At 72.8% G+C, this 23,027-nt stretch carries 17 protein-coding genes; 6 read left to right on the top strand and 11 right to left on the bottom strand.

Annotated features, from left to right (window positions below):
* Positions 1-154: 154 nt before the first annotated feature.
* Together AB0F01_RS25650 and AB0F01_RS25645 are read right to left on the bottom strand one after the other, a co-directional pair.
* On the bottom strand, positions 155-1,225 hold the full coding sequence (locus AB0F01_RS25650) for a TerC family protein (protein ID WP_362100188.1): 1,071 nt from the start codon (positions 1,223-1,225) through the stop codon (positions 155-157).
* Between the two features lie 564 nt (positions 1,226-1,789).
* Positions 1,790-2,008 carry a hypothetical protein gene (locus tag AB0F01_RS25645; protein ID WP_362100402.1) on the bottom strand — a complete coding sequence of 73 codons (219 nt, stop codon included), beginning with the start codon at positions 2,006-2,008 and terminating at the stop codon, positions 1,790-1,792.
* A gap of 1,029 nt (positions 2,009-3,037) precedes the next feature.
* Between AB0F01_RS25645 and AB0F01_RS25640 the strand changes: the two genes are divergently transcribed.
* Together AB0F01_RS25640 and AB0F01_RS25635 are read left to right on the top strand one after the other, a co-directional pair.
* Positions 3,038-4,126 carry a GNAT family N-acetyltransferase gene (locus tag AB0F01_RS25640; protein WP_362100186.1) on the top strand — a complete coding sequence of 363 codons (1,089 nt, stop codon included), beginning with the start codon at positions 3,038-3,040 and terminating at the stop codon, positions 4,124-4,126.
* A gap of 324 nt (positions 4,127-4,450) precedes the next feature.
* Positions 4,451-5,074 (top strand): DoxX family protein, encoded by a 624-nt coding sequence (locus AB0F01_RS25635; RefSeq protein WP_362100183.1) that lies wholly within the window; start codon positions 4,451-4,453, stop codon positions 5,072-5,074.
* Positions 5,075-5,356: 282 nt separating this feature from the next.
* Here AB0F01_RS25635 and AB0F01_RS25630 read toward each other — a convergent pair whose 3' ends face one another.
* The 7 genes from AB0F01_RS25630 to AB0F01_RS25600 all read right to left on the bottom strand — a co-directional run bounded on the left by AB0F01_RS25630 (position 5,357) and on the right by AB0F01_RS25600 (position 13,013).
* Positions 5,357-6,463, bottom strand: a complete 1,107-nt coding sequence (locus tag AB0F01_RS25630; protein ID WP_362100181.1) for an acyltransferase — start codon at positions 6,461-6,463, stop codon at positions 5,357-5,359.
* A gap of 513 nt (positions 6,464-6,976) precedes the next feature.
* Complete coding sequence (locus AB0F01_RS25625; protein ID WP_362100179.1) at positions 6,977-8,095, bottom strand: alpha/beta hydrolase; 1,119 nt, start codon at positions 8,093-8,095, stop codon at positions 6,977-6,979.
* Positions 8,092-9,192 (bottom strand): branched-chain amino acid ABC transporter permease, encoded by a 1,101-nt coding sequence (locus tag AB0F01_RS25620; RefSeq protein WP_362100177.1) that lies wholly within the window; start codon positions 9,190-9,192, stop codon positions 8,092-8,094. Before AB0F01_RS25620 ends, AB0F01_RS25625 begins: the two co-directional genes overlap by 4 nt.
* Positions 9,189-10,280, bottom strand: a complete 1,092-nt coding sequence (locus AB0F01_RS25615) for a branched-chain amino acid ABC transporter permease (protein ID WP_362100174.1) — start codon at positions 10,278-10,280, stop codon at positions 9,189-9,191. Before AB0F01_RS25615 ends, AB0F01_RS25620 begins: the two co-directional genes overlap by 4 nt.
* On the bottom strand, positions 10,280-11,008 hold the full coding sequence (locus AB0F01_RS25610) for an ABC transporter ATP-binding protein (protein WP_362100399.1): 729 nt from the start codon (positions 11,006-11,008) through the stop codon (positions 10,280-10,282). The genes AB0F01_RS25615 and AB0F01_RS25610 overlap by 1 nt, the downstream gene beginning before the upstream one ends.
* A 74-nt stretch (positions 11,009-11,082) precedes the next feature.
* On the bottom strand, positions 11,083-11,823 hold the full coding sequence (locus AB0F01_RS25605) for an ATP-binding cassette domain-containing protein (protein WP_362100171.1): 741 nt from the start codon (positions 11,821-11,823) through the stop codon (positions 11,083-11,085).
* A gap of 2 nt (positions 11,824-11,825) precedes the next feature.
* Positions 11,826-13,013 (bottom strand): substrate-binding domain-containing protein, encoded by a 1,188-nt coding sequence (locus AB0F01_RS25600; RefSeq protein WP_362100168.1) that lies wholly within the window; start codon positions 13,011-13,013, stop codon positions 11,826-11,828.
* Between the two features lie 460 nt (positions 13,014-13,473).
* On the opposite strand from AB0F01_RS25600, the gene AB0F01_RS25595 reads away from it, so the two are divergent.
* From AB0F01_RS25595 to AB0F01_RS25585, 3 genes are all read left to right on the top strand, one after another.
* A complete protein-coding gene (locus AB0F01_RS25595) occupies positions 13,474-15,795 on the top strand; it encodes a helix-turn-helix transcriptional regulator (RefSeq protein ID WP_362100165.1) in 2,322 nt (773 codons plus the stop codon).
* 12 nt (positions 15,796-15,807) lie between these two features.
* Positions 15,808-16,365: an XRE family transcriptional regulator gene (locus tag AB0F01_RS25590; RefSeq protein ID WP_362100162.1), complete on the top strand. Its 558-nt coding sequence runs from the start codon at positions 15,808-15,810 to the stop codon at positions 16,363-16,365.
* A gap of 349 nt (positions 16,366-16,714) precedes the next feature.
* Positions 16,715-16,936: a hypothetical protein gene (locus AB0F01_RS25585; protein WP_362100159.1), complete on the top strand. Its 222-nt coding sequence runs from the start codon at positions 16,715-16,717 to the stop codon at positions 16,934-16,936.
* A gap of 232 nt (positions 16,937-17,168) precedes the next feature.
* On the opposite strand, the gene AB0F01_RS25580 is transcribed toward AB0F01_RS25585, so the two are convergent.
* Positions 17,169-18,140 carry an LLM class flavin-dependent oxidoreductase gene (locus AB0F01_RS25580; protein WP_362100156.1) on the bottom strand — a complete coding sequence of 324 codons (972 nt, stop codon included), beginning with the start codon at positions 18,138-18,140 and terminating at the stop codon, positions 17,169-17,171.
* Positions 18,141-19,379: 1,239 nt separating this feature from the next.
* On the opposite strand from AB0F01_RS25580, the gene AB0F01_RS25575 reads away from it, so the two are divergent.
* On the top strand, positions 19,380-20,087 hold the full coding sequence (locus tag AB0F01_RS25575) for a restriction endonuclease (protein WP_362100153.1): 708 nt from the start codon (positions 19,380-19,382) through the stop codon (positions 20,085-20,087).
* A 267-nt stretch (positions 20,088-20,354) separates the two neighbouring features.
* Here AB0F01_RS25575 and AB0F01_RS25570 read toward each other — a convergent pair whose 3' ends face one another.
* Positions 20,355-22,796 (bottom strand): ATP-binding protein, encoded by a 2,442-nt coding sequence (locus AB0F01_RS25570; RefSeq protein WP_362100151.1) that lies wholly within the window; start codon positions 22,794-22,796, stop codon positions 20,355-20,357.
* Positions 22,797-23,027: the final 231 nt, after the last annotated feature.

Genomic DNA, 23,027 nt, shown 5'->3' with positions numbered 1-23,027 from the left:
TTTACCCCGGCTTTGCCTCTTTATGGGCGTTTCGGGTAATCGCCTACCTGGCCGGGAACCGTTCCGAGGCCCGCCCCGAACGAACCCGGCACGGCCGTGCGGGCCTCGTACGAACCCGGCACGGCCGCGGTGGAGTGGTCCGTGCCGGGACGGGTCACCTGGCGTCCGGTGTGTCAGTCGGGTCCGGCGGATCGGCCGAGCGGACCGGCTCGGTCCGACTCGCACCGCTCCCGGCGGTCTTGCCTCCGTCCGCGGCCTCGTCGCCCGCCGCGCCCGCGGTTCCGGCGTCGCCGGGCGGAGGACGCAGGAGGCTGAGGGTGATGGAGGCGGCCAGGATGGTGGCGATGACGGCGAGGCTGATCAGTGAGGGAATCTCGGGGATGGCTGTGTTGATCGTCTTGTGGGACGCCTGAAGGATGAGCTTGACGCCGATGAAGGCGAGGATGAGCGCCAGGCCCTTGCTGAGGTAGTGGAAGCGGTCGAGCAGGCCGGCGAGCATGAAGTACAGGGCTCGGAGGCCGAGAATGGCGAAGGCGTTGCTGGTGTACACGATGAAGGCGTCGCTGCTCACCGCCAGAACGGCGGGCACGCTGTCGACGGCGAAGACGAGGTCGGCGGCCTCGATCGCGGCGACGACGGCCAGCAGGGGAGTGGCGACGCGTTTGCCGGCTTCCTTGACGAAGAACTTGGTGCCCGCGTAGTCGTCCCTCACCGGAACGACCTTGCGGAGCAGCCTGACGGCAAAGCTCTTGCCGGGGTCGAAGCTCTCGTCCTCGTCCTTGAGGATCTTGTAGGCGCTGTAGAAGAGGATGGCGGCGAAGACGAACAGGACGGCGGTGAACCGGCTGACCACCGCCACACCGGCGGCCAGGAAGATGCCGCGGAAGACCAGGGCGCCCAGCACACCGAGGAACAGCACCCGATGCTGGTAGGCGCGGGGCACCTTGAAATAGCCGAAGATCAGGGCGAAGACGAAGAGATTGTCGACGGACAGGCTCTTCTCCAGAAGCCAGGCGGTGGTGTACTCCACTCCCGCGGTCGTACCGACCACGAAGAACACCACGACACCGAAGATGACGGCCAGTCCGATCCATCCACAGCTCCACGCGGCGGCCTCACGGAAGCCGATCACATGGGCATGTCGGTGCGCCAGGAGATCGATCGCCAACGACACCACGATGGTGGCGGCGAACACCAACCATAGCCACAGCGGCACATCATGCATGGTCCGGCCCCTCTTGAGTGTGATCGACCGGCAGTGACCCTTAGAGTCTGGCGCACGATGCGACGGCTGTCGCCCAGGGCGTCCCTTCGGTCGGCGGTCCGTTGTCCGCCTCGAACGGGTCTCCGCGGTCCCCCCGGCGCAAACCGAGATGCTTGTGTCACCGCGAACGAGCCCCCGGCGGCGACGCCCCACACGACGGCGCCCCGACGACGCCCCGACGACGGGATCCCGACGATGGCGTCCCGCTGAGGCGTCGGGGGGACGAGAGCAGTCGGGGGACGGGTGCACCAGCGGGTGGGGCATGGCGGGCGGTGGTCGGGCGGCCTGGGCGGTCCATGGGGCGGGGCGGCGATTGGGCGGCGGACCGGACAGCCGGTGGCGACCGCGGGTCACCTCACTCCACCCCGGGCTCGGGCCCGGACCCGAGCCCGCCGATCCTCGGCGAGGAGCATTGCGGCCCGACAGCCGCGGGCGGGGTGCCGGGGCTCCGCCAGCGCGAGCGGCGCCTACGAGTGGTCCGCCGGGCGGTGCGGCGCGGGCGGCACCGCCCGGCGGATCGGCCGGCTACCTGGCCGCGTCGAGGGCGGCCAGGGCCTGAGCCCAGCGGGCGTACTTGAGGTCGGCCAGGTCGGCCACCGTCTTGACCCCGAAGGCCTCCTGCAGCAGTTCGCCGTCGCGCTCCGAGACGCCCTTCAGCGCGGCCACCGGGGCGGCGAGGATCTCGGGCAGGCTCTTGTCCGCCCAGGCCTTGTCCAGCACCGTGTCGAGGTCGATCGACGCCATGTGTGTCATCTCCGTAGAGTGTGAGGTCCGCCTGACGCAGACGTTCTACAAACGTGTAGAAGAATAGGGTGTGGCGGTCGTCGAGGGACGCTCGTCCGAGTTCTGGCACAGGGAAAGTCCGAAAACGTACTCCGACGTCGGCGCCCGCGCAGCAGTGGAGCCCTTTGGACGGCAAGGGCGAGGCCGCCCGCCAGAGAGGTGCTCCGGCTGGTCGAATCCGGCCAGGGCACCGACACCGAGCGCCCTCTCACCTCGAGCCGTACCACTGACCGTGTCCGATCGGGGCTGCACGGGACCCCGCCCCCGCCCGAGACTCGCCCGCGCCTGAGGCTCGCCTGCGCCCGGGACCCCCTGGGGCCGAACGGCGCGCACCGCACCGGACGTCTCGCTGTCCGGCCGGTCCGGTGACGGCACGAGGTGTGCGTTCACCCGTGGACGTGGCGGTTCGGCCAAAGGTTCCCCTGTCCGGCTTCCGCGTTACGGTGCCGTGTCGATCGCCGGGCGCGCACGATGGATCCGTCATGATCGCCAGCCTCCCTGCCCGGACCCTCCCCGAAGGCCCTGCCCAGGGCATGGTGCTCCACCGTGGAGCCAGGTGCGCCGTGCGCCGCCGCGCCATGGCACGGGGTGTCACATGCGGACCCCCTGCCGCCCAGCCCGCCAGGCGCCGTCCGCTCGTCGACCGCGGTGGGCTCCCGGCCGCCTCGACGTGCCGGCCCCGCCATCAGAGGCCCACCGGAGCAGTGCCGGACCGTGCTCCGGAAGCGACCCCCGTCGTCGCCCTGCGCACGGCGGGTGCGGAGCGAGGCGCCGAGGAGCTGCTGACTGCCCCGGCCCGACGCCGCGGCCCCCCGACCCGTGACGCATCGCATGCCGGCCCACCTACCTCACGGCCCGCCTGCCTGCGGGCGTCACGGTGGGCCGCCGGGTGTCGCTCGGCGACTTCCCGCGTCACCCGCGGCCGGCGTGCCCCCGGCAGTCCCGGCCCGCGACGGCCGCCCCCTTCATCCCTGTGCGATCAGGAGACCCATGAACAGCCGCATCCACGTCGTGCGTCCCCGCGAGATGACACCCGAGGATCTCGCCCGGTGGGACGCACTGCAGGCCATGGCCCCCGGGCCCGCCGCAGCCAATCCCTTCATGAGCGCGTACTTCGCCCGAGCGGTCGACGGGACACGACCCGACACCCGGGTGGCCGTCGTGCGGCGCGACGGTGAGCCGGTCGCCTACTTCCCGTATCAGCGAGGGCGCTTCGGCCACGGCACCGCGCTCGGGATGGGCGTCTCGGACCACCAGGGCGCCGTCGTCCACCCCCGGGAGACCCTGGATCCCAAGAGCCTCCTGGAGGCATGCTCGCTCAACTCCTGGGAGTTCAACCATCTCGGCGGTGAGCAGCGGCTGTTCGTCCCACATGCGACCGGCCGCTTCACGTCACCCGTCATCGACCTCACTCCCGGATTCGCGCACTACGAAGCCCAATTGCGCTCCCGCTCCCGGAGTTTCCTCAAGGGCGCCAGGGCACAGGAGCGGCGTCTGAGCCGGCACCTCGGTCCCGTGCGCCTCTTCCACGACGACCGGGACCCGGACGCGCTGGCCACCCTGCTCGCCTGGAAGTCCGCCCACTACCGCCGGACCGGACGCAGAGACCCCTTCGCGCAGCCCTGGATCGACCAGTTGGTGCGTCACCTCGCCACCAGCACCCACCCCGAATGCAGGGGAGTGCTGTCTGTGCTCCACGCCGGTGAGCGACCGGTGGCCGCGCATTTCGGACTGCGTTCACGCACCGTCTTCTGCTGCTGGTTCCCCTCCTACGACCGGGCCCTGGCGACGTACTCTCCCGGTCGCATCCTCTTCCTGCACATGATCGAGGCAGCCGCCGCCTCGGGTATCCAGCTCTTCGACTTCGGCAGAGGGGACGCCGCCTACAAGGACTCCTTCAAGACCGGCCACGTGTCCGTGCACGAGGGCGTCCTGCGGAGAGCCACCCCGGGCGCCGCCCTGCACTGGGCCCGTCGCGAACCCGCCCGTGCCGCGCACCGCGTCGTGCGACGGCACCCCGGCCTGAGGAGTGCCGTGCTGCGCACGATGTCGGCCGTGGGAGCCCTGCGCGAGCGCTGACGGCCTGCCGCCTGCCGTCTGCCGCCATCCAGTCCGCCTGTCCGTGATCGATCCGCCCTCGCCCGGCACGGCCTGGGACCTGCCGGCGGCCCGGTGGGGGCGGGGAGCAGCCCGTAGGCATCCCGTCCTCACCTCGCCGGCCGTTCCGGCCGATGGCGGGGCCGGCGTCCCCGTGGGGCCGCCGACCAGCCCGCGGACGCGGGACGTTCGGCCCTGGGAGGGAGTCGGGTGGCCCCTCCGGCAGCGCACGGGGACGCGAGACATTGAAGGCGCAACGAAGTCGTCCGGATCCAGCGCCACCTTCCCCCGAGAGGGATGAGCAGCATGGCAGTTCACGACCATCCGCACCGGCGTCCGCGATACCGCTTCCCGCACCTGGACCGTGCCGGGACCGCGTCCACCACACCCGCATCCGCCACCGGCGCGGCGAGCACCACCCGCGATCGCGTCTTCGCCGGTCTGCGCCTGCTGACCGGGTTCGTCTTCCTGTGGGCCTTCCTCGACAAGACCTTCGGTCTCAGCTACGCGACCCCGTCCGACAGGGCGTGGGTCGACGGAGGCTCACCCACCCAGGGGTACCTCAACGGTGTCGCGGCCGGACCCATGGAGTCCACCTTCCACACCTGGGCCGGGGCCGGATGGGCGGACTGGCTGTTCATGCTGGGTCTGCTCGGCATCGGTGCCGCTCTGATCGCGGGAGTCGCGCTCCGGCTCGCGGCCGTCGCGGGCACGCTGATGATGGCGCTGATGTGGATCGCGGACTGGCCGCCGGCCAGGCACCTGTCGGACGGTTCGCCGAGCATGTCGACCAATCCCTTCGTCGACTATCACCTGATCTATGCGGTCGTCCTGATCGCCCTGGCCGCCACGGGAGCCGGCGTCACGTGGGGACTGGGCAGGGCGTGGGCCCGGCTTCCCCTCGTCACCCGGAACCGCTGGCTCCAATGACCGCACACCGGCCGACCGGTCGCCTGACCGCACGCCGGCCGACCGGTCGCCCCGCCGGTGACGAGGGACAGCCTCGTCACCGGCAGCGGTGCGCGCGGCCGACCGCAGCGGGCGCGCAGGGCGCCGGTCCTCCGACGCGGGCCCTTCCCGGTGGTCCGGCATCGGAATGCGGGACATGCGGACGCTCTGCTCCGGCGACACGTCGGCTCGCCCGGACGTCGCACCCCGGCCGCGCGCTGCGGGGCGCCGGTATGCCGCGGCAGGACCCCGGTCTCGACGCGCTCAGGCACCGGCCGCGGTACGCGTCCTTTTCCGGTCTCGACCGCGGGCTCGTCGCAGGAAGGGTGCCTCGATGAGGTAGTAGGACAGAAGCGCCATGAACACGGTCAGGACGATCGTGGTGGGCAGCCGTCCCTCCTTCAGCCCGAGGGAGGCCAACAGCCGTACCACGGGGTAGTGCCACAGGTAGATCCCGTAGCTCAGGTTCCGGCCCACCCATGCCACCGGCGTGAACGACAGCAGCCGTGACATCCACCCGTCGGGCCGCAGTTCGAGCTCCGCCACGAGGGAAGCGGACAGGACCGCCATGCCCAGGAACCCGATCGTGTACCACGCGACCGTCCACACCCCGATGTCGGCGGTCACCGGCATCCGCCAGGCGGCGAGCAGCACCAGCCCGAACGCGGGCCAGGCCAACCGCCCCGCCCAGGTGCGCAGCACCGCCAGCCGGGGATCGTCCGCACGCAACCGGGCCAGCACGACGGCCACCAGGGCCCCCGCCAGCAGTTGGTCTGCGCGGGTGTCGGTGCCGTTGTAGATACGGTGGGCCGCGTCGGGACTCCACAGGACGCAGCGCCACAGAACCGGCAGGAGGCACAGGACGGCGGTGCACAGCAGCACGGTGCGCGCCCGGGTCCAGCGCAGCAGGGCCAGCATCACCAGGGGCCAGAGCAGGTAGAACTGCTCCTCCACGCCCAGCGACCAGGTGTGCGCCAGGGGTGCGGTGAGGTCGGAATAGGGCCCGGGTTCCCCGGCCCGGACGAGGTTGGTCAGGAACAGCGCCGACAGCACGGCGGCCCGCCAGCCGCCGTCGAACCCCCAGAGCGGGGTGGTCACGGACAGCACCGCGCAGACCGCGCAGAGCGCCAGCAGGGCCGGGACCAGCCGGTACCAGCGACGCCGGTAGAAGGAGAGCAGGGCGACGTCACCCGTGCGGGCGTACTCGGCGAGCAGCAGGCGGGTGATGACGAAGCCGCTGATCGTGAAGAAGAGGTCGACGGCCACCGAACCACCCGGCACGAGGTCCGGTGACACGTGGTAGACGATGACCAGCGACACGGCGAACGTGCGCAGCCCGTCCAGGCCGTCCACCCGCCCACTGCGCGCCACCGCCGACGGAAAGCCCCGGCCCGCCGACGCGGCGACGGATCTGCGGCCACCGGTAGCCGTGTCGGCAACTCTCGTGGCGACACTTCTCGCAGTCGTCTCCGACTCGCCTTTTGTCCCGGTCGTCGAGTCCGATGCCTGGGCCATCGTCGCGATCGCTTCCCATCCACGGTTGTTCCGGAGCAATCCGGTCCACCTGCCCGCGGACGACGGCCTCATGCCCAGGTTGGCCCGCATGGCCGTGCGCCCTGCCCGCGATCCGTGGTCGAGCGACCGGCCGTGTCACGGACGAGTGAGGCATGTCCACGATGAGTCCGGTCCCTCGGCCCGACCGGACCCCGGCGGGTCCCGGTCGGGACCGGCCCGGCCGGACCGAGTCCGACCGGCCTCCGGTGAACCGGGCGGGCGCGACGCGGTCGTCGCGCGCGCCCGGTTCAGCGGCCCCGCACGAGGGCCGCGGGACGAGACACTCGCCGATGGCGAGCCGACCGCCGGCTCCAGTCCCGTGACGGCCTGTCAGATACCTTTCGTTTCAGCGGAGTCGAGGGCCGAGGAAATGGCCGCGACGGTGTCCGCGGTGGGCGTGTGCAGGATGGTGTAGTGGTTGGTGTCCTTGATGCGTCGAGCGGTGACCTGTGTGGCATCGCCGAGACGGGCGGCGATCTGCTGCGAGGTGTAGAACGGCTGGGGCTGGTCGAGGGCGCCACGCTCGGCGTAGAGGAGCGTGGCACGGGTGTGCGGTTGGTGCAGGGCGGTGTGCAGGTCGGGGTCGTTGAGGATGTCGGTGGCGTCGGCGCGGACGGCTTCGGGACGGCAACTGCTGCGGAGCGCGGGTGGCCGGCCGGCGAGGTCGTGGTCGACGTATGCGACGAAGTGGTGGTCCCAGTACCGGCCCACGCCGGGATTCTCACGGAAGTGGGAGTGATAGGCGTCGCGGGAGGCGAACGTCAGGGCGAGGCGGTCGAGGGCCGGGCCGATGAGGCGGTGAAGGATCTGCTCGGCGTCCGGGCCGCCGTCGCTGTCGGAGCAGTCGGCCGGGAGCGGCAGGGGAAGCCCGCCGTCGAGCAGGATGACGTGGGGAAATCGGTCGGGATGGCGCGCGGCGGCGAGGGCGGCGATGAACGCGCCCATGGAGTGCCCGATGAGCACGGCCTGGTGTCGGCCGAGATGGTCGAGGACGGCGAGGGTGTCCTCGATGTGTGCGGTGAGGCCGTAGGGCCCGGGGAGGTGGGCGCTGGCCGCGCGACCGCGGAGGTCGAGGGCGTGCAGGTCGGTCCCGGGGAGGGCCTCGGCCAGTGCGGCGAAGGCCAGCGAGTTGGCGGTGATGCCGTGCAGGGCGATCACGGGAGTGCCGGTGCCCGGCCAGTGGGTCACGGCGAGCTCGCCCCCGCTGACCGGGACGGTGGTGTGCGTCCGGCTGCGGGTCCGGGCGACGGTCCCGTGCTCACCGCCGGCACCGCTCACGCCCGTACCCGGGACGGCATCCGTGCTGCCGGTGCCGGTGCCGGTGCCGGTGCGGGTGTGCGTGCTCGGGTCCGCGCCGGGCCCGGTGCCGGTGTCCGCGCCGGGGCCGCTGCCCGGGACGGGGGCCGTGCGGGCGTCGGGGTGCGCGGCCGGCCTGATGTGGTCGGTCATGATGTGGCCGGTCCCTCCTTCTCCGGGTGGGGCGAGCGGGGTGCCTTCCTCTTCCCCGGGGTCCGGCCGGCGCGGCCGGTCTTGAACAGGACCGCCAGGATGAAGAGGGTGCCGAGGATCAGCATCGGTTCGATGCCCAGGTTGAGCTGGGCGAGGCGCTGGTCGAGGTAGGTGAAGAGGATGCCGCCGACGAGGGGGCCGTAGCGGGTCCCGCTGCCGCCGAGGACGGCCATCACCAGCAGCGTCAGGGTGAACTCGGGGGTGGTGGTGTGGGGAGTGGCACCGGCGGTGATGAGCAGGTGGCAGATGCCACCGAGCACCGCGAGGGCCGAGGCGAGCGTGAACGCGGCGAGTTTGTGCGTGAAGGGGTTGCGGCCCAGGACCGAGACGCGGGGCTCGTTGTCGCGGATCGCCTGCCAGAGGCGGCCGGCGGGCCGGTGGGTCGCCGTCCAGACGATGGCGGTGACCAGCGTGAGGTACGCGAGAGCGAGCCAGTAGAGGTGAGCGGTGTTGGCGACCCCCTGGAGCGCGGCCGGAATGGTGTCGGTGTGGAGGGGCAGACCCTCCTCGCCGCCCGTGATGCCTCCGGGGTTGCGTTCCGTGAAGATGGCCCCTGCCTGGGCGAAGGCGAGGGTGACCATGGCGAAGCCGACACCGCCCAGGGCCAGGGTGCGCAGGGAGATGGCACCGAGGATGACGGCGGTGAGGGTGCCGAGGGCGAGGGTGAGCAGGGCGGCGGGCAGGAGCGTCAGGCCCAGCTCGCTCATGGCGAGCTGGGTGCCGTAGGCGCCGCCGGCGATGTAGAGGGCGTGCCCGAAGGACAGCAGACCCGTCCGGCCGAACATGAGGTCGTAGCCCGTGGCGAGGGCACCGAAGACCAGGCAGAGCGCGAGCAGCTGCAGGGAGCCGGGGGAGTTGACCGGACCGTCGAGGAGGAAGGGGATGCTCAGGGACGAGTAGGGGAGCAGGGCGAGGACGACCAGGAGCGCGGCGGGCAGGGCCAGCGGGCGCAGCCGTCGCAGGGGGTGGCCCGCCCGCGGTCGGCCGGCCGTGGTGGCCGGGGCTGCGGCGGCCGGGGGAGTACGAGTGGCGGTCATGAGGTGCCTCCTGCGCTGCCGTCGGGGCCGGCGCTTCCTGGGGTGCGGGCAGCGGCAGTGCCCGCGGTCTCCGAGGTCTCCACGGTCGGTGCACTGTCTGCGGCGTTCTCGGTGGGGCGGGTCGCGGCTGCCGGGCCGCCGCCCGCGGGGTCGGCGACGGGGCCCCCGGCGGTCGCCGCCACCGCAGGTGACGGGACGCTGAGGACGCGGCGCAGCCGTTGCCACGGCGTGTCGGTGTTGGGCGCGGGGCGGGTGAGGACGACCACCGCGAGGAGGATGACGGCGGCGAGGTCGCCGTACCCGCCCGCGTAGTAGTTGGCGTACTGCTGGACCAGGCCGACGGTCAGCGCGGCGACGGCGACCTTCGTGATGGAGTGCAGACCGCCGATGATGACGACGACGAAGGCGAAGACGAGCAGTGAGGTCCCCTGATGGGGGGAGAGGGACCCGAAGTAGAGCCCGCCCAGCACGCCCGCCAGTCCGGCGAGGGCTCCGCCGAGGGCGAAGACGAGGGTGAAGGCCCGGGTGACGTCGATGCCGAGGGCCGTCACCATGGCGCGGTCCTCGACACCGGCCCGCACGACGAGACCGAAGCGGGTGCGGGCGAGGAAGAGGCGGATGCCCGTCAGGACCAGCACCGCGACGGCGATCAGGAGCAGCCGGTTGACGGGGACCCGCGCCCCCAGGACGTCGAAGGTGCCGGCGAGGGCGTCCGGGACGGGGAAGGGCCGGGCGTCCGCCCCCCACACGGTCTGCACGAGCGCGGGAATGGCCAGCGAAAGGCCGACGGTGACGAGGATCTGCTCCTTCACCCGCCCGTACAGGCGCCGGATGAGGACGAGTTCGACGACGACGGCGAGGACGAGACCGGTGAGGGTACCGACGACGGTGGCCAGCAGAAGCCCCGGCACACCGCCGACGGCGTCCGCGGTGACCCAGGCGGTGTAGCAGCCCACCGTCAGGAACGCGCCGTGGGCGAAGTTCAGGACGTCCATCAGGCCGAAGATGAGGGCCAGACCGGAGGCGATGAGGAAGTACAGGGCACCCAGGCCGAGTCCGGTCAGGGTGAGCAGGACGAGGGTGTCCATCAGGCGGCTCCGTGGGTACGGCCGGTTCGGGTGCGGCTGCCGACGCCCAGGAGTGCGGTGGTGCGGTCGGTGTCGGAGAGCAGGTCGTGCGCGGTCCCCGTGTGGACGACCTGACCGGCGTCGAGGACGACGGCCCGGTCCGCCAGACGGCGGACGACGGCGAGGTTCTGTTCGACGAGAAGCATCGGCAGGTGCTGGGCGGCGCGTTCGAGGACCTCGGCCGTCTCGGTGACGACACGGGGCGCGAGACCCTTGGTGGGTTCGTCGACGATCACGAGGGTGTTGTCGTTGAGGAGGGTCCGCGCCAGCGCGACCATCTGCTGCTGGCCACCGGAGAGGGTGCCGGCGTGCTGGCTGCGCCGGGCGGCGAGCTCCGGGAAGAGGTCGTGGACGAGGTCGTAGTGGTGGCGGCTGCCCGGGCGCTCGGCGAGGGTCAGGTTCTCGGCGACGGTGAGGTGGGCGAAGACGCCCCGGTCCTCGGGGGCGTAGCCGATGCCGCGCCGGATGGTGCGGTGGGTGGGTTCGTGGGTGATGGTCTCACCGGTGAAGGTGACCTCACCGGCGGTGATCCGCCCGCCGTCGGGAAGCAGACCGAGGACGGCGCGCAGGGTCGTGGTCTTGCCGACGCCGTTGCGTCCGAGGAGCGCGGTCACCCCGGTGGCGGGGACGTCGAAGGTGATGCCCGTCAGGATGCGGGAACCGGCGATGTCGACGTCCAGTCCGCGCACGGAGAGGACCGACTCCGTCTTCGACTGCGGCGCCGGGGGCGGTGCCGCCGGTGCCGGAGGTGTGGGTGGTGGGGTCACAGTGCGTCTCCGAGATAGGCCTGCTGGACGGTGGCATCGGCCATGACGGCGTCGGGAGCGGCGGCGGCCAGCAGCCTGCCGTGGTGCATGACGGCGATGCGGTCGGCCAGACCGAGGACCACGTCCATGTGGTGCTCGACGAGGAGGACCGTGCGGCCCTCGTCGCGGTGCAGGGTGCGGATGAGGTCGGTCAGCTCGCCGGTCTCCTCCGAGGCGACCCCCGCCATGGGCTCGTCCAGGAGCATCAGCCTCGCCCGGTCCCCGCCCGTCTGCAGCGTGGGGGCCAGGAGCATGGCCAGCTCGAGCTTGCGCTTGTCGCCGTGGGACAGACCGGCCGCCAGGTCCGGGCCACGGCCGCTCAGCCGTACCCGGGCCAGCACGCCCGCCACGTCGGAGGCGCTCACCCGGCGCACGCCGGCGCAGCGGGCGGCCAGTTCGACGTGCTCGGCGACGGTCATGGTGGCGAACAGCGAGGAGGACTGGAAGGTGCGGCCGATCCCCCGGCCGGAACGGCGGTGGGGGGACAGGGCGGTGATGTCGTCGCCGTCGAGGAGGATCCTCCCGCCGGTGGCCCGGGTCAGACCACTGACGAGGTTGAACAGGGACGTCTTGCCGGCACCGTTGGGCCCGATGACGGCCAGGAGTTCACCCTCGCCGACAGCCAGGGACACGTCCTGGATGATGGCGGCCCCGCCGACGGACCAGCACAGACCGTCCAGTTGCAGAACGGGTGCCATGATCAGCCGATCTTCTTCTCGACGGGGGCGACCTGCCCGGGCTGGAAGGTCCGGGAGACCTCGGGCGAGCCGGCCGTGGTGAACTTGGCCTGGAACGTGGGCTGCAGGAGCGCGTGGTCCGACGCGCGGACGGTGTTCTTCCCCTTGACCCCGGTGAAGGTGAAGCCCTCCAGCGCCTTGACCATGGCGTCGGTGTCACCGTTCGTCCCGCCGGCGCGCACGGCCTCGACGACCATCTGGGCGGCGTTGAAGCCGTCCGGCGTGAACAGGTCCTCCTGCCACTTCTTCTTGCCGAAGTACGTCCGCATGTGCTGCGCCTGAGCGGTGCGGGTCGCTTCGGGCACGTAGTGGGCGAGCAGGGTGACCTTCTCGCGCGCCTTGCCGAAGACGGGGTAACTGGCCCGGCTGTCCAGCCCGGTGACCACGGTGGCGGCATCCAGGACGCCCTGTTGGTCGAGCGTGGACCACATCGCCTGCGCGGTGTCCCCGGCCCAGGCAACGAACACCATGTCCGGTCCGGCGGCCCTCACCTTGCGCGCCACCGGGGTCAGGTCGGTGGCACTGGGCGGGGCCAGCACCGACGTCACCTTCGTCCCGTCCGTGCCCAGCACCGACGCCACCGCCTCGGCGTTGGCCTGACCGAACGCGTTGTCCTGTGCCAGCACCACGACCTTCTTGCCCGGCGAGTCGCCCAGGATGTTCTTCGCGGTCATCACGTCCTGGTACGTCTGCCGGCCGGAGCGGAAGGTGTAGCGGTTGACACCGGTGAGGGCGTCGGTGGCCGCCGGCCCGCTGATGTAGAGCGTCTTGTTCTGCCCGGCCACCGCCGCGATCTGCGTGGCCACCCCCGAGGCCGCGGAGCCGGCGATCACCGGCACGCCCTGACCGATCCGCTGCTTGGCCAGCGAGACGCCCTTGGCCGGGTCGCCGCCGTCGTCGTCCTTCAACACCCGGATCCGGATGCCGTCGACCTCGCCCGTACCGTCGGTGGCGTGGTCGAGGCCGGCCTCGAACCCCTGCAGGTACTGCTCCCCGTAGGAGGCGAGCGGCCCGCTGGTGGAGGTGATCAGGGCGACCTTGACCTCCTTGCCCCCGTTCGACGCGTCGGCGCCCCCGGGAGCCGAGCAGGCGGCGGTGAACAGCGTGGTGACGCCGGCGAGGGCGGTGGCGAGAACAACGGATCTACGCATGACCGTGACGCTCCTTGGTGCGATGGCGGAAACGTTCGGGCAGCTGAAGAGGACAGGGAGGACCCCCGCGTGGGGTGGAGGGGATCACCGTGACGTGCCCGAGCGACATCCGGCAGTGTGGTGTGGGCCACCTGCACGCCACAATGTGGGCCGCCGCCATGTACTGGGCTCGCACTATGTAGTCGACACCTGTCCCGCGGGCCCCGACCAGAGGCGACCTCCGTCGCTGCCCGGCGCTGCCCGGCCCGCCCCGGCGTACCGGCACAGCCCGGTGGATGCCCGGGGTTCGACGGGTGGCGCGCGGCCCTGGGCCGGGTGGGGCGGGTGCGTCACCTCCGTCGGCCGCACGGGTGTTCCCTGCTCCGTGACACCGGACCCGGACCGCGGGGTCGCGATATGTATGCGCGTTGTGCGCGATCCGTACGGTGCGCTCGATAGGGTGTCGGCCGGGAGGTGCTCGATGTCCGAGTTGTTCGACGCGGTCGACGCGCTGGTCGCGTCCCGTTCGCCGCTGCCCCCGGCCGAGGAGCGCAAACGTTTGCGCACCGCCCACGGGCTGACGCTGGACGAGGTGGCCGCCGCGCTGAAGGTGCGTCGGGCCACGGTCTCCGGCTGGGAGTCGGTCAAGAAGACCACCGAGCCGCGCGGTCCCGAACGGGAAGCGTACGCACGCCTGCTGAACAGGCTCGCGGAGCTCTACCCCGCCCCGGACCCGCTGCCGAGCCCGCCCGTCGACCGACCCGCACCACCGCAGGCACGGACCTCGTCGGACCACCGGTCCGAAGGCCCGGCTACCGGGACCGACCCCACGACCCGGCCCGCCCACACGCCGACGGCCCCGACCTCCGCCCCGGCCCCCACGACCCACGGCCCCGCCTCCCCGACCTCCGGTTCCGCCGCGACCTCCGGTTCCGCCGCGACCGCCCCCGCCCGGGCCTCGGCCGCTCCCGCCCCCGCCGAGCGGGCCGCGCGACGACCGGCGCCCACCGCCGGCAGCACATCGACGTCGCGCCGCCCGGGTGCGAAGCGGAGCACCCCGGCAGGGCCGACGGAGGCACGTTTCGAGAACGGACCGCTCGCCGTCATCGACGCCGGCACGGACGGACGGGTGCTGGCGTACTGCACCGGAGGACTCGTCCTCGACGTGCCGGCCAAGTCCCTCCCCGCCCTGGTGGACTGGACGCTCACGGAGGCGAAGCTGGGGCAGCCGAAGCTGGCCGGCCCGGGCAAGGACGCCGACCCGTTGCTCGTCCTCACCGAAACCGCCCTGCGGCGCTACGGGCTTCCGACCACCCTCACCGACGTGGAGCGGCTCGCCGGGCGGATCCCGGAGGGCCACAAGGTGGTCGGGCAACTGCACCGCGGGGGCTGGAAGCTGACCAAGCGGGGCTTCGGCCCGTGGGCGCGGATCTACCGCCCCGCCACCGGTGCGGAACGGGCCTGCGTACAGCTGTGCATCCCCTCCTGGCAGGCCCTGGACGCCCGGCACTGGGGGACGGCCCATCGCCTTCCGCCCGCCGAACTCGCCCGCGTGCTGGGCGTGTACGCGTCCCGGGTGATGACACCGCGCGGCTCCACCGCGGTGACCGGCCTGGAGCTGATGACCGCCCTGCACCCGCCGACCCGGGCCTCGGAACCCGACGCCGACGGCAGGCGGCACTCCCAGCACAACCCCGGCTCGCTGGGCAAGGACCCGGTCGACCCGGCGCCGTGCGAGGCACCCGACGGCCACCCCGTCCTGAAGGACCTGCCGCGCTTCCACGTCCGCGGCCCGGCCGAGATGCTGTTCGAGGAGGCGTACGACTGGGCCCGCCCCATGACCGACGCCGAGTGCACCCTGCGGCACCTGGTCGGCCTCGACGTCAACATGGCGTTCGCCGCCGGCGCGAACGGCCTGACCGTCGGCCTCGGCGCCCCGACGCACGTCAGGAACCCGGTCTTCGACCCCAGGCTGCCCGGCTCCTGGCTGGTGGACCTCTCCCACGTCGACCTGTCCGAGGTCAGGCTCGGCAAGGAACGGGTGTCCCTGGACGGCAGCCTGCTGCCCAGCCCGTTCACGCCGAAGGGAGAGGCCCCCGAGGGCCCTGCCTGGTACGCCACACCCACCGTCGCCTACGCACAGGAACTGGGCTACGAGGTCCGCCCTGCCGAGGCATGGGTCCGGTACGAGCACGGCCGCTACCTGGACGGCTGGTACCAGCGGCTGCGCGACGCCTACCTCGCCACCATGGCCGACCTGGGCGTGTACCCGGACATGGCGCCGGCCGACTTCCTCGCGGCGATGGACGGCTACCGGGAACGCGACCCCCACCTGGCGGCCGTCGTCTCGGCCATCAAGGCGACCGTCAAGGGCGGCCTGGGCAAACTCCGCGAACGCCCCCGAGGGGAGGGATGGCGTCCCGGCCAGCCGTGGCGCGCCCTCGCCCGGCCGACGTGGCGGCCCGACATCCGGGCAGCGGTCATCTCCCGCACCCGGATCAACCTGCACCGCAAGATCCTCAAGCACGCGGCGTTCACCGGCCAGTACCCGGTCGCGATTCTCTCCGACTGCGTCGTCTACGCGGCCGACGGCCCCGGTCCGCTGGACTTCCTGCCCTACCGGGACGGCAGGCCGCTGCCCGGCGGCTTCAAGCTCGGCGTCAATCCGGGTCTGGTCAAGCACGAAGGCACGCAGACCGTCCTGTGGGGCGAGGAGGTCCGCGACCGCTTCGACGTCCCGGACCTCAACCTCGCCCGGTACATCAAGGACGGCACCGTCACCGACGTGGACGGCGGAGAGTAGGAGAGGGCCGACATGAGCCTGTTCGGCGACGGCCTGGATGCCGCGGTGCACAAGGCCTTCACCCGCCCGGCGCCCAAGAGCGCGCCCGCCCAGATGCGCTACCTGGTCAGGCAGCTCAAGGGGACCCGGCCGGTCGCCCAGATGCTGCGCATCTCCCAGCGCACCGTCGAACGGTATGTGAAGGACCAGATCAAGAAGCCCCGCCCGGACCTGGCCGCCCGTCTGGAACGCGAGGTCAAGAAGCGGTGGCAGCCGCAGATCCGCGCCAGGGCCAAGGCCAGAGCGGCGACCACCGACGGCATCGTGATCGACACCCGGGCCCGCATGGGCTACACCGCACCCGTCGGATCGACGGACCAGGACCGCGTCCGGCACCTGACCGTCGCCCTGCCCCCGCAGTACGCCGCCCGCCTCTTCGAGGCCCAGGAGGCGGGTGCGGGGGATGCCCGACTGCGCGAGATCGCGGCCGAAGGACTCAAGGAGGTCTACTTCCAGGACGGCGGCCGCCGGGCCGGAAGCCTGGAGGAAGTCCGGTTCACGGACATCGAGCACATCGAGTTCGACCTGTGAGGACAAGTAGGGCGCGGTAGACCCTCAGCCGAGGGCGGTGGGCGGTGGGCGGTGGGCCCTCAGCCGGTGGCCGGAGGGCGCGGGGGAGCAGGGGAGCAGGGGAGGGGGCGGGAGCCGTCACGCGGACCCATCCCGTTCCGGTCAGCCGGCCGGCCGACCGGGTCCGCCCTCGACGCGGCTGCCGTGCGCCCCAGCCCGTCGGGAGTGCCTGACGCATCAGCCACTGAGTCGCTCGCCCGTTCTGCCGGGCCAACCTCGACGGCGTCCGGTCCGTCTTCGAGGACGTCAGAGACCTGCGGCCCTTTCTGGACAACAAGGGCCGGTCACCCGCGCGGGAAAGGCACGGAGGATGAGCGAGGAGCGGCGCCATGAGGAGACGTGTGAACTCGACCCGATCACCTGGGACGCACTGATCGAGGCCATGCGGAAGCACGGGGTGACGCACGACGTCATGGGCAAGGTGTGCCACGACGCGCTGCGCGCGATCAATACCACCCCGGTCGCCGAGCGGAAGCGGCTCGAGGAGGAGGCCGAGACGCACTTCGCCCGACGGCAGGCGGGCCTGCCCTGACCGGTCCCCGACCCCCGGCCCCCGACCCCCGGCCCCGGCCCGACCGCCGACCAACTGGCGCTGTGCAGAACCCCTCGGAAAGCGGGCGCGGGAAGGGGCGCGGGACCACGGGGCGGGGGGCGGCGGATCTGTCCCACACCTGCGCCCGACGACTGCGGTGGCGGGTGCCGTCGCCCCGGCGACGGGGACGGCGAAGGGCCCGCCGGCCGCGCCAGGCAGTGGCACAGGTGAGTCACCCGTGGGGATGCCCGCTGGGCTGGCCGGCGCCCGATGCCGGGGCGGCCCGTCCTTCGGCCGCCACGAGCTCACGGACGGCGGGGGCGACCTCGCCGGCGAAGCGACGCAGGTCGTCGGGGTCGTCACTGGCCAGGACGAAGGTGCCGACCCCGTCGCCGAGGGCCAGTTCGGCGAGTTCCCGGGCCCACTGCTCCGGCGGCCCGTGCAACGTGCCGCGGCCCGCGGCGGTGAAGCGGCCGTTGATGTTGAGCAGTCGGCGCACGTCCGAGGGCGACCGCCCGGCCTCCTGTGCCGCTTCGTCGATGATCGCGTTGCCCGCGGCGAGGTCGCCCGGCTCGAGGTTACCGAGCGACGGCAGCCAGCCGTCGGCGCGGCGGCCGGTCAGCGCGAGCATGCGGGGCTTGTAGGCCCCGAGCCAGATGCCGACGTCGTGTGCCGGAGCCGGTCCGCGCTTGGCGCCCCGCACTCGGTGGAACTCCCCGTCGACGCGGACACCGCCGCGTTCCCCGGCATCCCAGATCTGCCGGATGACGTCGATCGCCTCCTCCAGCGCCCGCACCCCCTGCCCGCCGGTGAGCCGACGTCCGCCCATCGCCTCGATCGCGTCCCAGAACGCCCCAGCACCGAGGCCGAGTTCGACCCGGCCGCCGCTGAGGAGGTCCAGACTCGCCACGCTGCGGGCCAGCACCGCCGGCGGACGCAGCGGCAGGTTCGTGACGTTCGCCGACAGGTGGACCCTGCTGGTGCGCGCGGCGACGTAACTCAGCAGGGTCCAGGTGTCGAGGAACCTCGGCTGGTACGGATGGTCCTGGAACGTCACCAGGTCGAGGCCCACCTGCTCGGACAGGACGGCCAGGTCGACCGTCCGCGCCGGGTCCGTGTTGGCGGGCGTGATGAAGGACCCGAATCGCAACGGGTGACCGTAGGCGGAGACCGAGCGCTCGTCGGCGGCGGGGCGTGTCGTCATCGGACTCTCCTGAGGTCAGTGGGGCGACTTGGCGTCATCGGTCCTCCGGGGCCGGTCGTGGTCGTCCTCCCCGCGAACGCAGGGGCGCGACGACGCCATTCTCCACTCGGTCCGGACACTCCAGCGGAAGCTCGCCTCCGGCGCGGCAGGCGCTGGCCCCCCTTCGGTGAAGACTGCGAGACGGCGGCGGGCGGGGGTGACCGTCCGACGGACCGCCTCCCGCATAGCCGCACCGCGCACCCTGCCCGGTGCACGGACCCGCGCTGCCGACGTCGTCCCCGAACCTTCGCGCGACCGGCAGCCGACGGCCGACGGAGGGCTGGGCGACGGGTCCGCCAGGGATTCGCCTGCCGCATCCCCCGCAGCAGCAGGAGCAGGCCGCCCTTCCGGCCGCGAGGCCCGCCGTCGCGACCGGTGTCACACGCGCCGGGGCGCACCCTGACGCTGGAACCCGCCCCCGTGAGTGTGAGCGCCCCGTGTTCGGCCATGTGCTGCATGTCCGCTTTCGGATTCCCAGCCGAACGCCGAGGCCCTCAACGGCCCGAGGCAGAACAGGCAGACTTCGCGTCACCCGCCGAAGCGCCGACCCGACGGTGACCCCGACGCCGCCCGGGCAGACCCGGGACAGGCCATGGATGCCGGGCGACGGCCGGGGAGCGACCTGCTGTACGGACAGCCGGCACCGTCGCCTGTCCGCACGGCGGATGCACCTGCGTGCGAAACGGTCGTTCGAGCGAAGCCGGACACACGGTCGTGGCCTTGACCGGACGTTGCTGTCCGGAACAGGCATCCTGCCTCGCCCGGACAAGATCGTTTGTCAGTGGTCGCCCCGAGCATGGGCCCCCTCGGTCGCGACGACTTGCAGGAGGACCAGATGCCGCTCGTGTCTTCGTACGTACGCTCCGACGGGACACCCGTGCGCGCACATTCCCGGTGGGCGCCGGGCGCCCGCAGAGAAGTGATGATCCTCGTATGGGTCGCCGTTGTTGTCGTGGGCCTCGGCCACGGCAACGGGGAAGCAGGTGGTGACCCCGGTCCCCGTACGGAGCCGATGCAGGGGCCGGCGGCGGTCCACCCGATGCCCTTCGACCAGAGTGCCGGGCGGTCGGCCGCACGCATGGCTGAGCCACGGCCCACGGTGTCCTATCCGGTCGAGTTCGATGTCCCCGAACCGAGGCCGGCGCCACCGGGACCGACGGTCTCGTACCCCATCGACCTCTCCGCCCTGGGCGGTGGGCGATGAGCCGACGACCTCCTCGACGGCGCAGCACCACCCGTCCCGCTCAGCGCGGCCGTCGGCGGCGGCAGAACGATGTGAGCCTGATGGCCGTGGGGGGTGCCGCGGCAGGAGTGGTCAGTGTGACGGTGATGGTGGTCAACTGGCTGATCGCCCACTGGTGGGTCCTCGTCCTCGCCGCCCTGGTGGCTTTGCTCTGCGGCGCGGGCTGGTGGCAGCACCGCGCCCAGCGCGCCAAGTGGGAGGGCGTCCGGATGCGCGCACTGCGCCTCGGATTGGCGCAGCTGGACACGCTGGGCCACCGGCAGTTCGAGTACGCGATCAGAGATCTGATGCACCGTGACGGCTGCACGGACGCGATCCAGGTCGGTGGCCGGGGCGACCTCGGCGCGGACGTGAAGGCCACCGACCCCTACGGCCGGCGCTGGGTCATCCAGTGCAAGCACCGTAGGGACGGCGACCGGGGTGCCGCGGTGGGCACCCCCGAGCTGCAGGTGCTCAACGGCACCGGCCGCCCCGTCCATCGGGCGGACGTCGTCGTCCTGGTCACCAACGGCCGCATCACCCAGCCGGGCCGTGCCTTCGCCAGGCAGCAGCGGCTCCACCTCGTCGACCGCCGGGTGCTCGCGCAATGGGCAACGGGCTCGCGCCCTCTGTGGGAGCTACTGGGGGCGGTGCCCCCGCCTCGGCGCCCGACGGCGCGCTCGTGAGGTGTTCGAGCGTTCAGCAGGTCCGCGACGGCGGCCGGGTGGACCAGGTGGGGGGAGTGGCCGTCGCGGGGGAGGGCGATGGTTCGGGCGGGGGCAGGGCGGTGGTGGGCCACTGCGCGTACGGCGGCGGCGCGGCACGGCGCCTGCCGCGACACGGGTGTGCTCACCCCGGCGTCGCTGATCGCCCGCATCTGCCAGGTGCGCCGCCCTTCCCTGCTTCCGCCCCGAAGGCGTGACGGGGAAGGGGCCGCGTGTGTACGACGCGGGTCACACACGCCATCGGCTCGGGCCACCGGCGGCCGGCCGGTAACAGAAGGTGCGGCCGGATCGCAGGGAGGCGCGTAGATGTGCGCCGGCCAGGGGAGCTGCTCCCTCGATGCGTTTCACCGCCGCCCACAGAGCCCGTGTGGCACTGACCCGTGCCCTCTCCGCTTCCGCGCCGACGGCCCGCACCCGTCCGCCCAGGCCACTCGCCCGCCGCAGCTCGGCCGTGATCGCGTTCCGTTCCCTCTGCACGTCCCGTGCCCGGTCCACGTCGCCGACGCGGTCGGCGGTATCGAGTTCCTCGTCCAACTGCTGGATCCGCTGCCGGTACCGCACCATGGCGGTCGGGTCCAGGACGGGATCTCCGTCCGGAGCCCGCAGTCCGTGACCGCCGGCCACCAGGTCGAGGGCCGGGATGTCGTGCCCGGGGGCGGCGAGCAGGCTGCGGAGATAGCCCAGGCCGCGGATGTCGCTCAGTCGTGCGGACTCGGGACCCGCCTCCAGCAGCCATCCGCCGTCGACGCGGACCAGTCGCCACTCGTCCCCCGCGGGAGTCAGAGCGGTCAGAAGGCCCCGCATGCCGAGCCGTTCCGCGATGGAGCGGGCACGCTCCCGGTCGTCGCGGGCACGGGCGTCGTCCCCATCCCCCCGACGTGCCAGAAGTGCGTCGGCCCGGGCGGCAAGCGTCCCGGCGAGCCATGGCAGGGCCCCGTTCCTGCTCGCCCACTCCTCCGCCGCATCGAACTCGGTGACGGCCCGGTCCAGGTCGCCCAGGCGCGTCGACAGCACGGCGAGGTAGTGGTCGACCGGACCCGTGACGGTGTTCGCCCCGCCCCACACCACCAGCCGGCCGCGGTAGGGCGTGAGGGCCGCGCGCAGGCGCAGGGCCCCTTCGTCGGTGCGGGAGCGGGACGCGACCACGGCGAGGTCCGCCACGGCGCCCAGCCAACGGGGGCCGGAGCCCGTGAGCACTCTCGGCAGCAGCCGCTCCAGTTCGAGTTCCGCTTCGACGAGCCGGCCGGTCTCGGCCAGCGCGCGAGCGGCCGTAGCCGCGAAGAAGTGCCCTGGCAGGCGGCGGTCCAGCGCCTGCCAGGGCGCGACCGTGCCCTCCCAGTCGCCCCGCAGCGCGGCGATGCTGCCGCGCAGGCTCCCGGTCAGGCGCCGGGCGTCGGGCAGCCCGGCCCGGTGGCCCAGCGCCTCCACCTCGGCCGCCAGCGCAACAGCCTCGTCGAAACGACCCCGGATCGTCGCCAGCATGGACTGCCGGGCGGTGACCACCACCGTGGCCTCGGCGTCACCGGTCAGTTCCCCCGTCCGCGCGTACGAGGTGAGTGCTGCCTCCGCCGCGGTGAGGTCGCCGAGTTCCATCAGGGCGGTGAACCGCCACATGAGGCCGCGCCGCTCCGACACGATGTCTCCGGCGAGCCTGGCCCGGGCGACGATCTCGGCCCCGGTCTCCAGCCGGTGGCGGGTGGCCGCCGGGTCCCACAGGGCGTGCAGTGCGGAGTCCAGGACCTCGGCGACGACGCCGGGGCTGCCGGACGCCCGGGCCAGACCGAGGGCCTCCTCGATCAGGGCGGGCCGCCGTGTGTCCGTGGGGTCACTCAGCAGTTCCCGCGCCAGCCGGGCCAGCACCCGGGCCCGCGTCCGCGGGGGCAGCGGCCGGGCGTCGGCGGCTTCCAGGAGGCGGATCAGCCGCGTGTCCGGGTCGAGGAAGGAAGCCCGGGAGGGCGCAGCCAGCGCGAGGTACGTCAGAGGGTCCTCCTGGCCGTCGGCCGCAGCGAGCTGGTGTGCGGCTGCGAGTGCGGCCCCCGGCAGCCCGGCCGAGGCCAGCCGGACGGCGTGTACCGCCTCGGCGGGCATGTCACCGACGAGGGCGCGCAGTTCGGACTCGTCCAGGCCGCCGAGGCGCAGTTCCGGAGGCAGGCCGGTCGGCCGAGTCGTGGTGGCCAGCACGGCTGTGGCCCCGGTGGCCAGGTGCGGGGCGAGCCCGGCGAACAGGCGGACGGCTTCCGTGAGAGGCGTGCCTGGTGTGACGTGCGGGGCCGTGACCGGGAAGCGGCCCCCGGTGTCCGGCGAGCCGGCCTTTTCGTCGGCGTCCAGATCGTCGATCACCAGCAGACGGGGAGGCCCTTCGACCGTCGCCGTGAACAGTGCGTCGACCTCCTCCGGCCCGGCGCCAGCAGGCAGCGCCGGACGCTCCGCCAGAGCCGCGAGCTCGCCGAGCAGCCGGGACCCCGTGGAGCCGGCGCGGGAACCGGTGACGGCCAGGCGATGGACCCGCAGCCCACGCGCGGTGGCCGCCTGCTCGGCCCACCTCGCCAAGGTGCTCTTCCCGGACCCCGGTGGGCCGGTGAGGACCAGGTGCCCACCCGAACCGGCGAGGACGCGGTCGATGAGCTGCCGCACCGCGGCGATCTCCCTGCGCCGCCTCACTGGTTCCACCCGATCATCGTAAGCGGTTGCCCGTCACGGCGACGGTGCTCGGCGCCGGGGCCAGAGCCGACGGAGAAGGACCGGGCGGGCCCGGCCCCGCCATGGGATGCGCGGGCACGAAGCGCGTCACAAGGTCACAGGGGCACAGGCCGCTCGTCGGCGTTCTCGGCCCGTCCCTGCCGGCGGATGACGCTGCAGCGGACGTACGCCGCAGCGTCATCGCCGCCTCGGTGGCCGCCC

It is taken from the genome of Streptomyces sp. NPDC029526, from assembly GCF_040637405.1.
In the GTDB taxonomy this organism is placed as follows: domain Bacteria; phylum Actinomycetota; class Actinomycetes; order Streptomycetales; family Streptomycetaceae; genus Streptomyces.
This window is presented reverse-complemented; position numbering and strand designations above follow the sequence as displayed.

Bases quoted from the DNA above. Each gene is read 5' to 3' on its own strand.
- AB0F01_RS25650 (WP_362100188.1), bottom strand. From the start codon at position 1,225: ATGCATGATGTGCCGCTGTGGCTATGGTTGGTGTTCGCCGCCACCATC.
- AB0F01_RS25645 (WP_362100402.1), bottom strand. From the start codon at position 2,008: ATGGCGTCGATCGACCTCGACACGGTGCTGGACAAGGCCTGGGCGGAC.
- AB0F01_RS25640 (WP_362100186.1), top strand. From the start codon at position 3,038: ATGAACAGCCGCATCCACGTCGTGCGTCCCCGCGAGATGACACCCGAG.
- AB0F01_RS25635 (WP_362100183.1), top strand. From the start codon at position 4,451: ATGGCAGTTCACGACCATCCGCACCGGCGTCCGCGATACCGCTTCCCG.
- AB0F01_RS25625 (WP_362100179.1), bottom strand. From the start codon at position 8,095: ATGACCGACCACATCAGGCCGGCCGCGCACCCCGACGCCCGCACGGCC.
- AB0F01_RS25620 (WP_362100177.1), bottom strand. From the start codon at position 9,192: ATGACCGCCACTCGTACTCCCCCGGCCGCCGCAGCCCCGGCCACCACG.
- AB0F01_RS25615 (WP_362100174.1), bottom strand. From the start codon at position 10,280: ATGGACACCCTCGTCCTGCTCACCCTGACCGGACTCGGCCTGGGTGCC.
- AB0F01_RS25605 (WP_362100171.1), bottom strand. From the start codon at position 11,823: ATGGCACCCGTTCTGCAACTGGACGGTCTGTGCTGGTCCGTCGGCGGG.
- AB0F01_RS25600 (WP_362100168.1), bottom strand. From the start codon at position 13,013: ATGCGTAGATCCGTTGTTCTCGCCACCGCCCTCGCCGGCGTCACCACG.
- AB0F01_RS25595 (WP_362100165.1), top strand. From the start codon at position 13,474: ATGTCCGAGTTGTTCGACGCGGTCGACGCGCTGGTCGCGTCCCGTTCG.
- AB0F01_RS25590 (WP_362100162.1), top strand. From the start codon at position 15,808: ATGAGCCTGTTCGGCGACGGCCTGGATGCCGCGGTGCACAAGGCCTTC.
- AB0F01_RS25585 (WP_362100159.1), top strand. From the start codon at position 16,715: ATGAGCGAGGAGCGGCGCCATGAGGAGACGTGTGAACTCGACCCGATC.
- AB0F01_RS25580 (WP_362100156.1), bottom strand. From the start codon at position 18,140: ATGACGACACGCCCCGCCGCCGACGAGCGCTCGGTCTCCGCCTACGGT.
- AB0F01_RS25575 (WP_362100153.1), top strand. From the start codon at position 19,380: ATGAGCCGACGACCTCCTCGACGGCGCAGCACCACCCGTCCCGCTCAG.